This is a genomic window from Hymenobacter sp. UYAg731, from assembly GCF_054061335.1.
This window is the reverse complement of sequence record NZ_JBSSEC010000004.1, coordinates 172,209-186,279: the sequence shown is the minus strand read 5'-3', so window position 1 is coordinate 186,279 and position 14,071 is coordinate 172,209. Positions and strand designations below refer to the sequence as shown.

The 14,071-nt window shown below is 62.1% G+C and carries 11 protein-coding genes; 2 read left to right on the top strand and 9 right to left on the bottom strand.

Translation table 11 applies throughout. The features are described from left to right. Window positions 1-143 precede the first annotated feature (143 nt). Complete coding sequence (locus ACVWYF_RS12810) at window positions 144-3,242, bottom strand: efflux RND transporter permease subunit (protein ID WP_457068544.1); 3,099 nt, start codon at window positions 3,240-3,242, stop codon at window positions 144-146. Between the two features lie 123 nt (window positions 3,243-3,365). Further along, window positions 3,366-4,574: an efflux RND transporter periplasmic adaptor subunit gene (locus ACVWYF_RS12805; protein WP_457068542.1), complete on the bottom strand. Its 1,209-nt coding sequence runs from the start codon at window positions 4,572-4,574 to the stop codon at window positions 3,366-3,368. 200 nt (window positions 4,575-4,774) lie between these two features. Between ACVWYF_RS12805 and ACVWYF_RS12800 the strand changes: the two genes are divergently transcribed. Beyond that, window positions 4,775-5,131, top strand: a complete 357-nt coding sequence (locus ACVWYF_RS12800; protein WP_457068540.1) for an MGMT family protein — start codon at window positions 4,775-4,777, stop codon at window positions 5,129-5,131. 6 nt (window positions 5,132-5,137) lie between these two features. Here ACVWYF_RS12800 and ACVWYF_RS12795 read toward each other — a convergent pair whose 3' ends face one another. After that, window positions 5,138-6,574, bottom strand: a complete 1,437-nt coding sequence (locus ACVWYF_RS12795) for a hypothetical protein (RefSeq protein ID WP_457068538.1) — start codon at window positions 6,572-6,574, stop codon at window positions 5,138-5,140. Between the two features lie 228 nt (window positions 6,575-6,802). On the opposite strand from ACVWYF_RS12795, the gene ACVWYF_RS12790 reads away from it, so the two are divergent. After that, window positions 6,803-9,535, top strand: coding sequence for a TonB-dependent receptor (locus ACVWYF_RS12790; protein ID WP_457068536.1), 2,733 nt, complete (start codon window positions 6,803-6,805; stop codon window positions 9,533-9,535). Window positions 9,536-9,627: 92 nt separating this feature from the next. Here the strand turns inward: ACVWYF_RS12790 and ACVWYF_RS12785 are convergent, their stop codons facing one another. The 6 genes from ACVWYF_RS12785 to xseA form a co-directional block, all read right to left on the bottom strand. After that, complete coding sequence (locus tag ACVWYF_RS12785; RefSeq protein WP_457068534.1) at window positions 9,628-10,041, bottom strand: response regulator; 414 nt, start codon at window positions 10,039-10,041, stop codon at window positions 9,628-9,630. Further along, window positions 10,038-10,859: a sensor histidine kinase gene (locus tag ACVWYF_RS12780; RefSeq protein WP_457068532.1), complete on the bottom strand. Its 822-nt coding sequence runs from the start codon at window positions 10,857-10,859 to the stop codon at window positions 10,038-10,040. The genes ACVWYF_RS12785 and ACVWYF_RS12780 overlap by 4 nt, the downstream gene beginning before the upstream one ends. 176 nt (window positions 10,860-11,035) lie before the next feature. Then, complete coding sequence (locus tag ACVWYF_RS12775) at window positions 11,036-11,740, bottom strand: hypothetical protein (protein ID WP_457068530.1); 705 nt, start codon at window positions 11,738-11,740, stop codon at window positions 11,036-11,038. 58 nt (window positions 11,741-11,798) lie between these two features. Further along, window positions 11,799-12,167 (bottom strand): hypothetical protein, encoded by a 369-nt coding sequence (locus ACVWYF_RS12770; RefSeq protein ID WP_457068528.1) that lies wholly within the window; start codon window positions 12,165-12,167, stop codon window positions 11,799-11,801. A 44-nt stretch (window positions 12,168-12,211) separates the two neighbouring features. After that, on the bottom strand, window positions 12,212-12,499 hold the full coding sequence (gene xseB / locus ACVWYF_RS12765; protein WP_457068526.1) for an exodeoxyribonuclease VII small subunit: 288 nt from the start codon (window positions 12,497-12,499) through the stop codon (window positions 12,212-12,214). A gap of 86 nt (window positions 12,500-12,585) precedes the next feature. Then, window positions 12,586-13,932: an exodeoxyribonuclease VII large subunit gene (gene xseA, locus ACVWYF_RS12760; protein WP_457068524.1), complete on the bottom strand. Its 1,347-nt coding sequence runs from the start codon at window positions 13,930-13,932 to the stop codon at window positions 12,586-12,588. Between the last annotated feature and the right edge of the window lie 139 nt (window positions 13,933-14,071).

Here is a 14,071-nt window from a genome sequence, read left to right as displayed (position 1 = left end):
GTGCCACCGGAGGGTGGGCGTCCGAATCGTTGGCGCGAAATCGTACCGCACCGCTCAACGCCCACCCTCCGGTGGCACCACCCCCGCCCGAGCCTTTGGCTCGAACATCCCCTCCTTGGTAAGGAGGGGAGGAGTCGTTCATATTAAGCCACCACTGCTTCCGGCTCCGCTTCCGCCATTTGCGGCTTATGCTTCTTAGCCGTAGCGAAATACGAATACATCACCGGCACCACAAACAGCGTGAGGCCCGTGGCAAACAGCAGCCCGCCCACCACGCCAATACCCATGGCCCGGCGGCCCAGCGCGCCCGCGCCCTGCGCCAGGGCAATGGGCAGAATACCCAGCACGGCGCACAGGCTGGTCATCAGAATGGGCCGGAAGCGGGCGGCCGAACCTTCAATCAGACCCGTCATGTAATCAGCGCCTTTCTCCACGCTCTGGTTGGCGAATTCCACGATGAGAATGCCGTTTTTCGTCACCAAACCCACCAGCATAATGATGCCGATTTGGGAGAATAAATTCATGGTCTGGTTGAAGTACCAGAGGCTGAACAGCGCGCCCGACAAAGCCAGCGGCACCGTCACCATGATGATGCCGGGGTCGCGGAAGCTCTCGAACTGCGCCGCCAGAATCAGGTAAATCAGCACCAGCGCCAGCCCGAAGGCGAACAGGACGGATGAGGAGCTTTCGGCAAAGTCGCGCGACTGGCCCGAAAGTGAAGTCGAAAACGAGTCGTCCAGGTTTTTATCGGCGATGGCCTGCATGGCGGCGATGCCTTCGCCCAGGGTTTTGCCCTTGGCCAGCGAGGCCGAGAACGTAGCCGCGTTGTAGCGGTTGAAGCGGTAGAGCTGCGGCGGCGTGCTCTTCTCTTCGAGGCGAATCACGTTGTCGAGCTGCACGAGCTTGCCGCTGCGGTTTTTTACGTTCAGCGTCCGAACGTCGAGCGGCTGGTTGCGGTCTTCGCGGGCCACCTGGCCGATAATCTGGTACTGCTTGCCGTTGCGGATAAAGTAGCCGTAGCGCTGCCCGCTGAGGCCGGCCTGCAAGGTCTGGCTGATGTCCTGCACACTCACACCCAACGTCTGGGCCTTTTCGCGGTCAATTACCACGCGCAGCTCGGGCTTGTTGAACTTCAGGTTCACGTCCACGAAGCTGAATGTTTTATCAGCCTGCGCGGCTTCCAGAAACTTGGGTACGGCGGCGGTCAGCTTCTCGAAATCCTGGGTTTGCACCACGAACTGCACGGGCAGGCCGCCACCCTTGCCGCCCGAGCTGATGCTCTGGTCCTGCGATACCGACACGCGGGCCCCGGTGTACTTCTTCACCGAGGCGGTGATGATGTCGGACAGCTGCTGCTGGGAATGGGGACGGTCCATCGGGTCGGTCAGGAACACGCGGGCAATGGCCGAGTTGGCCGCGCCGCCGCTGCTGCCGCCGCCGGGCGAGGTCACGGTCAGAATATTATCTGCGTCGCGGGCCGAGCTGTCTTGCAGCACTTTAGTCAGCTCATTCATGTAGCCGTCCATGTACTCGAACGACGCACCTTCCGGGGCGTTAGCATTAATGCTGAGGCGGTTCCGGTCTTCTACCGGGGCCAGCTCCGAGGGCAGGGTTTTCATGAAAAACCAGATGCCCACGCCCGTCAGGGCCACCAGGCCCCAGGCCATCCAGCGGCGGTCGAGGAAGGTGATGAGAGCGTTGCGGTAGCCGTTGGTGAGGCCCTGAAAGAAGGGTTCGGTCTTGCGGTACAGCCAGTTGTGGTCGCCGCCCTTTTTCAGCAGTTTCGAGCACATCATGGGGGTGAGCGTGAGCGACACGAAGGCCGAAATCAGCACCGAGCCCGCCAGCACAATCCCGAATTCCCGAAACAGCTTGCCCGTAATGCCCGACAAAAACACCACCGGCAGAAACACCGCCGCCAGCACAATGGTGGTGGAAATAACGGCCATCAGAATTTCCTCCGAACCATTTTTGGCCGCCTCCAGCGGGCTTTCCCCGTCCTCGATTCGACTGTAGATATTCTCCAGCACCACAATGGCGTCGTCTACCACGAGGCTGATGGCCAGCACGATGGCCAGCAACGTGAGCACATTGATGGTAAAGCCCATTACATCCATCACGAAGAAGATGCCAATCAGCGAAACCGGAATGGCCACCACCGGAATGATGGTGGAGCGCCAGTCGCGCAGGAACAGGAAAATTACGACCACCACCAGTATGAAAGCCTCAATAATCGTGTCCTCCACTTCCGCAATCGAGGCCCGGATAAACACCGAATTGTCGAAACCAGTGCTGACTTTCAGGTCCTTGGGCAAGTCGTTCTGGTATTGCTTCATCCGCTTGTTGAACTCGTCGGTGATGGCAATCTGGTTCACGCCGGGCTGCGGAATGGCCATCACCGCCACCATCGGAATGCCGTTGCGGCGCAGGATGGTCTGGTCGTTTTCGGGGTAAAGCTCGGCGTAGCCCACATCCGTCAGCCGTACCAGCGAAGTGGGGTCGTTGCGGATAATCAGGTTGTTGAAGTCCTCCACCGAAGCCAAGCGGCCCATGGTACGGAGCGACAGCTGGGTATTCTGGCCCTGCACGGCCCCGCTGGGCAGCTCCACGTTTTCGCGGGCCAGGGCGGTTTGCACGTCCACGGGCGAAATGCCGAGGGCCGCCATTTTTACGGGGTCGAGCCAGAGGTGCATCGAGTACTTGCGCTCGCCCCAGACCCGGATTTCGCTCACGCCGGGAATGGTCTGGAGACGCTCCTTGAGCACGTTGTTGGCGTAGTCGGTCAGCTCCAGCAGGGTGCGCGAGGAGCTGCTTAAGTAGCTGAGGATGATGGGGGAGGAGTCGGCGTTGGCCTTGCTCACGGTGGGCGGGTCCACGTCGCGCGGGAGGCGGCCCTGGGCGCTCGATACCTTGTCGCGCACGTCGTTGGCAGCGGCTTCCAGGTCCACGCCGAGGTCGAACTCGACGGTAATGGTGCTGGCCCCGTCGCGGCTGGTGCTCGACAGGTTTCGGATGCCCGCGATGCCGTTGATGCCTTCCTCAAGCGGCTCCGTTATCTGGCTTTGAATCACATCGGCCGAAGCGCCGGTGTAGCCCGTCTGCACCGTAATAACGGGCGGGTCGACGCTCGGATACTCGCGGATGGCGAGCGAGCGGAACCCAATCGCGCCAAAAATCACGATGAGCAGGCTCATCACGATGGCGAGGACCGGGCGGTTGATGCTAACGGAGGAAAGGCTCATACTATATTAATTCGGTTATAATGGACCGTCATGCAGAGCGCAGCGAAGCATCTTTACCGCAGTAGTAAAACTGATTACTTGCGCAGTAAAGATGCTTCGCTGCGCTCTGCATGACGGTCGGTTTTATTTCTGAACACTCACCCGGTCGCCCGCCTTCACCGACAAAATACCGGTCCGAATAATGGTATCGCCCACCGCCAGGCCCTTCGTAATCTGAATAACCTTGTCCGAGCGCACGCCGATGTTCACGGGCTGAATGGCGGCCTTGCCTTTCTTCACCGTGAACACGGTATAGCCGCTGGCCACCGGCACCACGGCTTCTGTCGGAATTTGCAGGGCCTCGGCGGTTTCGCCCAGTTCTAGGTTCACTTTCACGAAGCCGCCGGGACGCAGCTCCATGTTTTTGTTGGCGTAGATGGCCCGTACTGGCAGCGTGCGCGACACCGGGTCAATCTGCGGGTTGATGGCGTACACCTTGGCCTCGATTTTCTTGGTCGTAGCCTCATCGGTCACCAACACCGGGTCGCCCACCCGGACGAATTGCGCGAAGCGGCTGGGTACGTTGAAATCGACCTTCACCGGCTGCACCCGCGAGAGCGTGGTGATGGCCGTACCCGGCGACACATACGCGCCCACCGAGGTGTTGCGCAGGCCCAGAATGCCATCGAACGGGGCCCGCACGTAGGCTTTCTGCAGGTTCACGCGCAGAGCGGCGAGGTCGGCGCGGGCCGTGAGCAGGGCGTTGTTGCTCTGCTCATATTCCTGCTGGCTGATGTACTCTTTCGTCAGCAGGGTCCGCTGGCGCTTCTCCTGGTCCTGGTAGAGCTTGATGTTATATTCCTGCTTTTGCAACTGGGCCTGCACGTCGGCCGCGTTGATGGTGAACAGCAGCTGGCCCTTCCGGACCGGCTTGCCTTCCTGAATATTGAGGCTGGTAATCTTGCCCGAAATCTCGCTCTGGATGGTCACCGACTCGTCGGCGATGATGGAGCCGGTGGCGGTTACCTGGTCGGAGAGGCGCGTGGCGGCTACCACGTACACCTGCACCGGTACTTTGGCTCCGGGGCCGCCGGGGCCACCTTTTCCGCCTTTGGCCCCGGCCGCGCCGCCTTTGCCACCACCTTTTTCGCCGGCCGTGGGGCTGGGGAAATACTTTATTTTGGCCCAGGCCATGCCGCCGATAATCAGGGCAGCCAGCAGCCAGCCCAGCCAACCGCGCTTGCCCGAGGGAGACGGGCGGGGCGTGGGCTCATGGGTTGCGGGCAGCGGGGGCGTGGTGGTGGTAGTGTCCCAGGTTTTGGGTGGGGCAGCAGTGTTGGTTTCCAATGGCATAGTGAGCAAGAACGTGCGGCGAGGGGCAGATGTTCGGGAAGGGAGCAACGGCCTGTCGGTGGCCAATCCGGTGCGGGCACAATGCTTCCGCACCGGCCGGCCCGAATGGACATAGTGCAAATTTCGGCCAAAAGGTTGCTTGCCCCGCTCGGAAATAGACGTAGGCTGGCATCACCCTGACCGAAACTATCTTCGTCCCGATGAAGCCAACTGCCCCCGCCGCGCCCGCGCCGCGCAATTTTTTCCAGGATGTACACGAAGTGGTGCGCCTCATTCCGGCTGGCCGCGTGAGTACCTACGGCACCATCGCGCACTACCTCGGAGCGCGCCACGGCGCCCGCACCGTGGGCTACGCCATGATGGCCGCCCACACCGCCGACCAGTACGTGCCCGCCCACCGCGTAGTCAACCGCCTGGGGCACCTCACCGGCCGCCTGCATTTTGCCACGCCCACCGCCATGCAGGAGGCCCTGGAAGCCGAAGGCATCCGCGTGGACACCGACCGCGTGCTGGATTTTGGTAAGCTGCTCTGGGACCCGGCCGTGGAGCTGGCGTAGCACCGGCTACTTGCGCGGTTTTTCCAGGGCATCTACTTCGGCCTCGCCCTGGCGCGTGGGCATGGCCTGCCAGGGCGTAAGGGCCGTGCCCGACGGCACCAGCTTGAGGTAGTTGGCGCTGGCCGTATTGGGCACGAAATAAAAGGCCGGGCCGCTGGCCGTGCCCGCGCTCAGGCGCACGGCGTGTGCAAAGTGCGGCGAAAACAATTCCAGGTACTGGCCGGGCCGTAGCTGGCCGGCTTCGCGGTCATTCATGAATATGCGCAGTGCTTCCGGGCTCCCGCCCACCGGCCGGTACACGTACATAAACGCCGTATCGGCCCGCTGGGCCTGGCCGGGCAGCGGGTAGGGGATGGGCTCGCCCGAGTGCATGTCGAGGGCAAAAACCATGGGCAGGCCGCTGGTGTCCTCGGTGCCATTGGAGGGGAGGGTGTTGCCGGTGGCCGGGGTGCGCGTGCCCATGCCGCTGGCGCGCGGCACGCTGTAGCCCCAGGCGCGCTTGTTGGCCGCCGCCATATCCAGCGGAGCCGGGCCCACGAAGGTGAAGAAGTTGCCCTGCCGGTGCAGCGGCCGGTAGTGGTTGCGGTAGCGCACGTAGAGTTGCTGCCCATCCGAAAAACCCCAAACTTTGGGCAAGGAAGTGTGGCCCCCGTTGAGGTTGCGCATGCTGGGCCGAATCAGCACGGTGCCTTCCCAGCCGGCCGTGTGGGCGCGCACCGTATCGAAATCCAACGGAATGGCCTCGGGCTGGTTGGTCAGAAACTGCTGAAACGTGTTGTAAGGCCCGGCGGTGGGCGTGGGCGTGCGCAAAATGGCGGGTTTGTTGTTGGCCGGCAGCTGCTCGGTGGGCAGCTGCGCCAGGGTGCGGGCCGGGCGTAGCGCGGCCTTCGCCCAGTCGGCAGTGGCCAGCTGCGCCAGGCACTGCTGCAGCAGCCCGGCCACGTGGTGCGCGTGGCGGGCCGTGGTTTCGAGGGCGCGCTCGTCGATGTGGCTGGCCACGGTGCGCACAAAATGGTAGCCGTCCGGCAGGTGGGCATACACATCGGCCGAGACATCGGCGCTGGCCGTTTCGGAAAAGGCGCGCATCATCTCGTTCACCACCAGCTGCCGCACGCACAGCACCACGTCGTGGTCGGTGGCGCGGCGGGGGAGCTGTTGTTGGAGGTATTCCGTGAGCGCGGGCTCCAGGCCTTTTTGGAAAACCACGGCTTGCTGCTGGTTCTTCAGGCCCCGGTACACCGTGCCAATGGCCGGCTTGCCCGGCCGCCCGTCCAGCACCTGCTCCACATACACGGCGCGGTTGGGCAGGCTTAGGGGCTGCTGGCTGAGGTCGAGGTAATAAAACTGGGCCCGCGCCGGCCGGGAGCAAAGGCCGAAAAGCAACAGGCTAAAAATCAGGCGAAACCAAGCGGGCCGCCCGGAAAATGGCAATGGGAAGGACATGCGGAAAGCAGAATGCCGGGCGTAGCCGGAAGCAGTAGCACGCAAACCTAAGGCCCCCGGCCAACAATTCCGCTTCCCCGGCCCCGGGCCGTATTGGTCCTTTGCCCGATTCGGTTTGGACGCGCATTTTTTTTCTTCACCAAACCTTTATGGTAGGACACTACTGCCAGCCCCGGCTAATCTGTATATTTGTTGTCCCGGAATGTGCCGGGGAGTATTTAAATAGGTATGAAGCACTTTGTTACTGCTTTTTTAGTCATTTTGCTCACCTTGCCCGCACTGGCCCAAACCACGTTCTCCATTCGCGGGCGTGTGCTTGACAAAGTGACCGGCGAAACCCTGCCCGGGGCCACCGTGCAGGTAACCGGCAACGGCAAAAGCACCGGGGCCGGGGCCGACGCCGACGGTAGCTACAAAGTGAGCAACCTGCCCGCCGGCACCTACACGGTGCAGGCCAGCTTCATCGGCTACAAAATGACCACCCAAACGGTCAAAATTTCGACCCAAAGCGTAGTGGCCACCTTCTCCCTGGCTTCCGACAACGCCAGCCTCGACGAGGTACAGGTGGTGGCCAGCCAGGCCCAGGAACGCGAAACGCCCGTGGCCTTCGCGGCCGTGAACGAGGTGAAGCTGCGCGAAACCCTCTCCAACCGCGACCTGCCGATGATTCTCAACGAAACGCCCGGCGTGTACGCCACCCAGGGCGCGGGCGGCGGCACCGGCGACTCCCGCATCAACGTGCGCGGCTTCGACCAGCGCAACGTGGCCGTGCTCATCAACGGCGTACCCGTGAACGACATGGAAAACGGCCAGGTGTACTGGTCCAACTGGGACCTGGGCGACGTAACCAAGTCCCTGCAGGTCCAGCGTGGCCTCTCCGCCGCCAAAATCACCGTGCCCTCCGTGGGCGGCACCATCAACGTGCTCACCAAGGGCTTCGACGACAAGCGGTCGGTGATAGCCCGCGTGGAAGGCGGCTCGAACAACTACCATAAATACTCGCTCATGCTCAGCAGCGGCCAACTCAAGGGCGACTGGGCCGTGACGGCCTACGGCGCGCGCCGTACCCAGGACGGCTGGGTCGACAAGACGTTTGACGATGCCTGGACCTACTTTGGCACTGTGAGCAAGCGCATGGGCAAGCACACGCTTTCCCTTACGGGCATGGGCTCGCCCCAGAGCCACGGCCAGCGCATTCCCTTCGGCGAGAAGATTGGGACGTACTCCAACGACAAGGCCCGGGAACTGGGCGCTACGCCCGTAACCCCCGGCGACAAGGGCTTTAAGTACAACAAGGGCTGGGGCTATTTGGACCGCTACACGTTGGATGCCAGCGGCAACCGCATCAGCAACGGCCAGGAAGTGGTGAACGAGCGGGTAAACTATTTTTACAAGCCCCAGGTCAACCTGAACCACTTCTGGAACGTGACCGACCGCCTGTTCATTTCCACGGTCCTCTACGCTTCCCAGGGCACGGGTGGCGGCTCGCAGGGCGCGGGCACGTCGAGCACGCTGCCCGTGGACGCGGCGGGCCAGGACGACATCCAGAAAGTGTACGACACCAACTACAAAAACGTGAAGGCCGACGGCCAGCGCCAGTCCACGCAGTTTCTGGCCAACAATGTGAATTCGCACCGCTGGGCCGGCCTGATTTCCGGGTTCGACTACCTGCTCAAGCCCAGCCTCACGCTGTCAGCCGGCGTGGATGCCCGCTACTACTACGGCACGCACTACCGCCAGGTCCGGGACCTGCTGGGCGGCGATTATGCCCTTGGTTCGGGCAACAGCATCAACCGCAACGCCGATGCCAATACCCCCCTGCGGGTGGGCGACAAATTTGGCTTCTACAACGACAGCAAAACGGGGTGGCTGGGCGGCTATGGCCAGCTCGAATACAAAACGCCGCTCCTCTCGGCGGTGGTCAGCGGCACGGTTTCGCGCATCAGCTACGCCCGCATCGACTACTTCCAGGCCAAGCAGGTGACCGTGGATGGCAAGAACTATGACGTGCCGTTCGGCGCGAAGCCCGTGGTGGTGAACGGCCAGAGCTTCACCAACGCCGACGGCCATTACTTGGAGAATGACTGGGTGAACATCACCGGCTACAGCGTGAAGGCCGGTGCCAACTACAACCTGACCGAGCACGACAACCTGTTTGCCAACGTGGGCTACAACAGCAAGGTGCCGTTCTATCAGTTTGTGTTCAGCAACACCGGTCAGAAGTACAACGACATCCGCAACGAAGGCATTACCTCCCTGGAGCTGGGCTACGGCATCAGCTACCCCAGCCTGAAAGTGACCCTGAACGCTTATTACACCTACTGGACCAACAAAACCAGTAACTCCATCAGCGGCACCGGCGATGCGGCCGTCTCCAACAACGTGCGCAACGTGGACGCCCGCCATATGGGCATTGAAATGAGCGTGGCCCAGGAAATCAGCCGCCGGCTGCAACTCAACGCCGCCATCAGCCTCGGCGACTGGCGCTGGGCCGGCAACGGCGTGGTAAACCAGTTCGACGTAAACAACGTGCAGGTGGGTGCCACCGACCAGCCCATTTACCTCAAAGGCGTGCATGTAGGCGACGCCGCCCAAAACCAGTTTCAGGTGGGCCTGCGCTACGAGCCGTTCAATAACTTCTACATCCGGCCTTCGTTCCTGCTCTTCACCAAGTACTACGCCGGCTTCGACCCGGTGACCCTCCTCAACGAAGCCAGCCGCACCGATACCTACCGCGTACCTACCTCGCGCAACCTCGACGTGCATCTGGGCTACGACCTGCCCAAGCGCCTGTTCGGCGACAAAATCCGGCTGGGCATCAAAGGCTCCGTGCTCAACGTGCTCAACGAGTTCTACATCACCGACGTGCCCGCCAGCACCTCGGCCACCAACCCGTCGCTGCTGCAGGGCTTCTTCAACCGCGGCCGCACCTTTACTGTGGGCCTTTCGGCCACGCTGTAGTCCCCGCAAAGGATTAGCCGTGCCCACGAAAAAGCGCGCTTTCTGCCTGGCAGGAAGCGCGCTTTTTCGTGGGCGGAGGAGATTGACTCAGTCTAGCGGCTACCCGCAGCGGCGGCGGCTAGCACGGCGCTACGCATCTCCTCGGGCGAGGTGTTTTTGACCAGGTAGCTGTGCGCGCCCTCGGCCAGCACGGTACTCACCAGGGAAGGGTCGTCGTGCATGGAGATGATGACCACGCGCACCGCCGGGAACTGGGTGCGCAGCAGGCGGGTGGTTTGCAGGCCGTCGAGAATGGGCATTTGCATATCCATGAGAATCACGTTGGGGTTGCTGCCCTGGTCCAGGAGTTCAAGCAGTTCCTGGCCGTTGCCGGCCTCGCACACTACCTCAATGCCGGCGTAGCCGCTGAGCAAAGCCCGTAAGCCTTTGCGGAAGAGAATGTGGTCGTCGACAATGGCCAGGCGCACGGGGATTGCTCCGGTTGGAGAAGCGGAAATGGCGGTCATGAGTTAAGGGAAAAAGAAGGGTTTGGCGTACCCGCCGGCAATAGTGTGACGGGCAGTACGGCCTCGACGCGGGTACCCACGCCGGGCTCGGAATGATAATGCAGCTGGCCGCCCAGCACCGCCACACGGCTGCGCAGGTTGATGAGGCCCATGCCCACGGGCTGGCCGTGCGGGCCGGGGGGCGGCAGTTCTTCCAGGGCCGCGAGGTCGAAGCCCTGGCCGTCATCGGAATAGGTGAGGGTGAGCAGGCCCGGCACGGTGGCCACGTGCAGCACGATGTGTGGTGCCTCGGCGTGCAGCAGGCCGTTGGTGAGCAGCTCCTGGGCAATGCGGTACACCATTAGCTCATGCGGCGGAATGAGCCGGCCCAGCGGGCCTTCCTGCTCCAGGCGCACGTCGGGGCCATTGTCGGTGGGTACGGCCTGCACAAGCGCCCGCAACGCCTGGGCCAGGCCCAATTGCTGCAGTGTGGCTGGCTGGAGGTTGCGCGAAATGCGTCGGACCTCGGCCACGGCCTGGTCAATAAGCGCGCTGGCCTCGGGCGAGGGCTGGCTACCGGGCGCGTACAGGTGCAGCTTGGCCAGGGCCAAAATGGTGCCCACGCCATCGTGTAGTTCGCCCGCAATGCGCTGGCGCTCATCTTCTTGGGCCACTAGCGCGGCGGCCAGGGCTTGCTGCTGCGCCGCCTCTTGTACCTGTGCTAGCTCCTGCTGCTGCCGCAGCTGTCCCCGCTGGTACCGTACCACAAACCACACCAGCCCAAGCACCAGCAAGAGCAATGTAGGAGTGAGGAGTAACAACGGTAAAAAGTTTGTCACGTGAAGGCACCCGGCAGAGAGGTGCGCAAAAGAAAGAAAAAACGAGATTTCTGGTCAGGTATTCAACAGGAACAGGATTGTAGCGCAGGGCGGACGGTTCAGGTTGCGGCCGAGGCGGTAAAGAAAGGATTGATTGAAGGTAGCAGGGTGTTTTTACGCGCTGGGCCAAGTAAATTTCAGGAAGTAACCAATCGGTTCTTGGCGGCGGCAACTGCTATCGGAACCGGAGTATCGGGCGTGGCCCGCAAAAATGCCATTGTCAGAAAGTAATTAAACGCCAGGCCGGCACTTGCCAGAAAGACGTCAGAAAACAGGTGGATAACGGGCATGTAAGATTGGGTCACAATATCGAGACTGCAAACCGAAACGGTGGTAGCTGAATAGATAAGCTGGCCCAAGCTCAGCAGCCCCAAAGGGTCCTGACTCAGCCTTCTATTATCAGCGCGGTTCAGCAGTTGCTCCAGATAGGCCAGCGCAAAGCCCGCCAGCAGGGCGCACTGCGCTACCCGGCTCACGGCCAAGGCCTGTGCCGCACCAAGGGCAAACGTCCCAGCTACCGTGCCAAGAGCCGCTATGGTGGCTATGGCCAGCACTCGCCGCATGCGGGGAGACGTAAGCACCTGCCGGTATACCGCCGCAAACAGCAGCATTTTTGTTACGTTAAACCCGATTAGAAAATACAGATTGTTGTGCAGGTAAATGGCAGATAGTCGGGCGGTTATTACAAAAAATGCCGATATATATACGTACCAGCTCAGTAGTCTCACGGGCGGCGGAAAATGTGCCCGCCGCCGCCATACCACCACCATCGGCACCAGAATGCTGAGCTGCATGAGCGTCATGAACCACGACGTTAAAACATGGACTTGCGCAATTTCCATACGATTATGGATGGCCGTTGGAGAAATGAGAAACGTGCTGATAAAGCAGAAGTGAAACCTAGCTGTTGAGCATGTTAGGCTGGCTGCAGCTATTTGGGCAAGAGTGGGCTTCATCGGCCACGATGCGGTTTTCACCCAACTGGTCGTTCTGGTCGCCATCGGCTCCCACGGCTATCAGTTGCGGCACGCCGCTATCCGAGCCGTAGTAAAAACGGATGCCCTGGCAGCCTTCCTGATTGAGAATATCCATCAGAATATCACGGCCGAAAAAATGCGCAAAGATTTCCCCCGGACGTCTTTCACGAAAGCTTTTGGTCCACTCACCTGCTTTATTGGGGTCAATCGCACGGCCTTCGCTTCCATTGAATGGCATAAGAGTGTTGAATAAATTGAAAAAAAAGAAGTTCGTATTGGATTGAGGTGCCAAATATAGTGGTATGACTGAAGAATGACACCCGCGCCTGGAAATATTTACCAGCCCCGGCCGGGGCCGCCGGGCAGGTGGTCGTGCTCGTCCTCGTCGTCGCTTTCTTCCTCTTCGCCCTCCAGGTCGGCGGGCTCTTCGGTTTCTTCCTCTTCGTCCAGCGTGTCAAATACGCGGTCGAGCGAGGCTTCGGCGTGGCGCAACTTGTGGCGGCACAGGCGGATAAGCTCCGCCGAGCGCTCCACGCGGGTGGTCAGGTCATCTACATCCACGGCGTCGGTTTCTAGGGCGCGGAGAATGGTTTCGAGTTCCTCAATGGCTTCGCGGTAAGTCATTCTATTAATGTAACTAGGGTATTGATGGGCTGTTAAATTGATGCCGGGCAAAGCGGAGAGCGGTTGGAAAGCTGGGCTTGGCCGGACTACTTATAGTCGATGGGTACACGGCCATTAATAATGGCCAGCCGCAGCTCGGCGCGGTGCAGTTGGCGCTCCAGGGCCAGCTGCAGCTGGTAGCGCTGGCGCAGCAGGGCCTCGCGCCGCCGCTGATGATGCCGCCCGAAACGCCGTAGCAGCACCCGGCCACGTTGGCGCAGGCCGCGCTGCTCGCGGGCCAGGGTGCGGCGGGTGGCGCGGGGCAGCTGGTGCCGGAAGCGCCCGAGGCCCACGGCCAGCTGCCGCAGCTGCTCGCGCGGGGCCAAGGTGGCCTGGTGGGCGCGGGCGCGCAGGGCCTCGCGGGTGGCATCGAGCTGGCGATGGGCGGCGTAGCGGCTGCGGCCACTGAGCTGGTCGAGGCGAGCGTGGCCCTGGCTGAGCTGGCGGCGGGCCACGGCCACCACCTGCTCGCCCAGGCCCAGCACGGCCGCTTCGAGACGGGCCAGGCGCTCGACCAGGAAGGCGGCAACGGCGGTGGGCGTTTTTAGGGCGCGGTGGGCGGTGAGGTCGACCAGGGCTTCGTCGCGCTCGTGCCCGATGCCCGTAAGCACCGGCAGCGGAAACGCGCCTACGGCCGCTGCCAGGCCATATTCATCGAAGGCCAGCAAATCGGTCCGGCTGCCCCCGCCCCGAATCAGCACCACGGCATCGAACTGCCCGCGCCGCGCCCGCACGCCATCCAGCGCCGCCCGGATGCTGGCCGGCGAGTCGTCGCCCTGCATAACGGCCGGGAACAGGGTGAGCGCAAAGTCATACGGTGCTTCCTGCAGCTGCTGCACAAAATCCTGAAAGCCCGCCGCCGTGGGCGAAGAAATAACGGCCAGCCGCTGCGGGGCTAGCGGCAGCTGGAGCTGCTTCTGGCGCTCCAGCAGGCCTTTCTCTTCCAGCTGGCGCAGGGTACGCAGGCGGAGCAGGGCCAGCTCGCCCACGGTGTAGCTCGGGTCGATGGCTACTACGTCGAGACTGAGGCCGTATTGCTCATGAAAGCGCACCTGCACCCGCAGCAGCAGCTTGAGGCCGGTGCGCAGGGGCTGGCCGGTGGCCCGCTCAAATGCGGGGGCCAACTGCTGGTAGCGCTGGCTCCAGAGCGTGGCACGGGCCTGCGCCTTCACGGGCGTGCCGCGCGGGTCGAGGGTTTGCTCGGTGAGGGTGAGGTAGCAGTGTGCGCCACTGAAGCGGGGCAGGGTAAGGTCGGAAACTTCGGCCACCACCCAGTAGGAGTCGGCCAACTGCTGCTGGATGGCCAAGCGCACGTAGCTCAGCAGCTCGGCCAGGCCCAGGGGGGCAGGGGCGGGCTGGGGTGCTGGTTCGGGACGGCGGTTGTAAAGCGGCATGGGCGCAAGTTACGGGGAGGGGAGGGCGTGAGGCGACAATTTGCCGGGCTGAATACGGGCATTGCCAATATTCCGGAAGCTGTGCTAATCTTTGCGGCATAGGTGCAACCGCCCCTAATGCCCCGCGTCTGTACCTTCA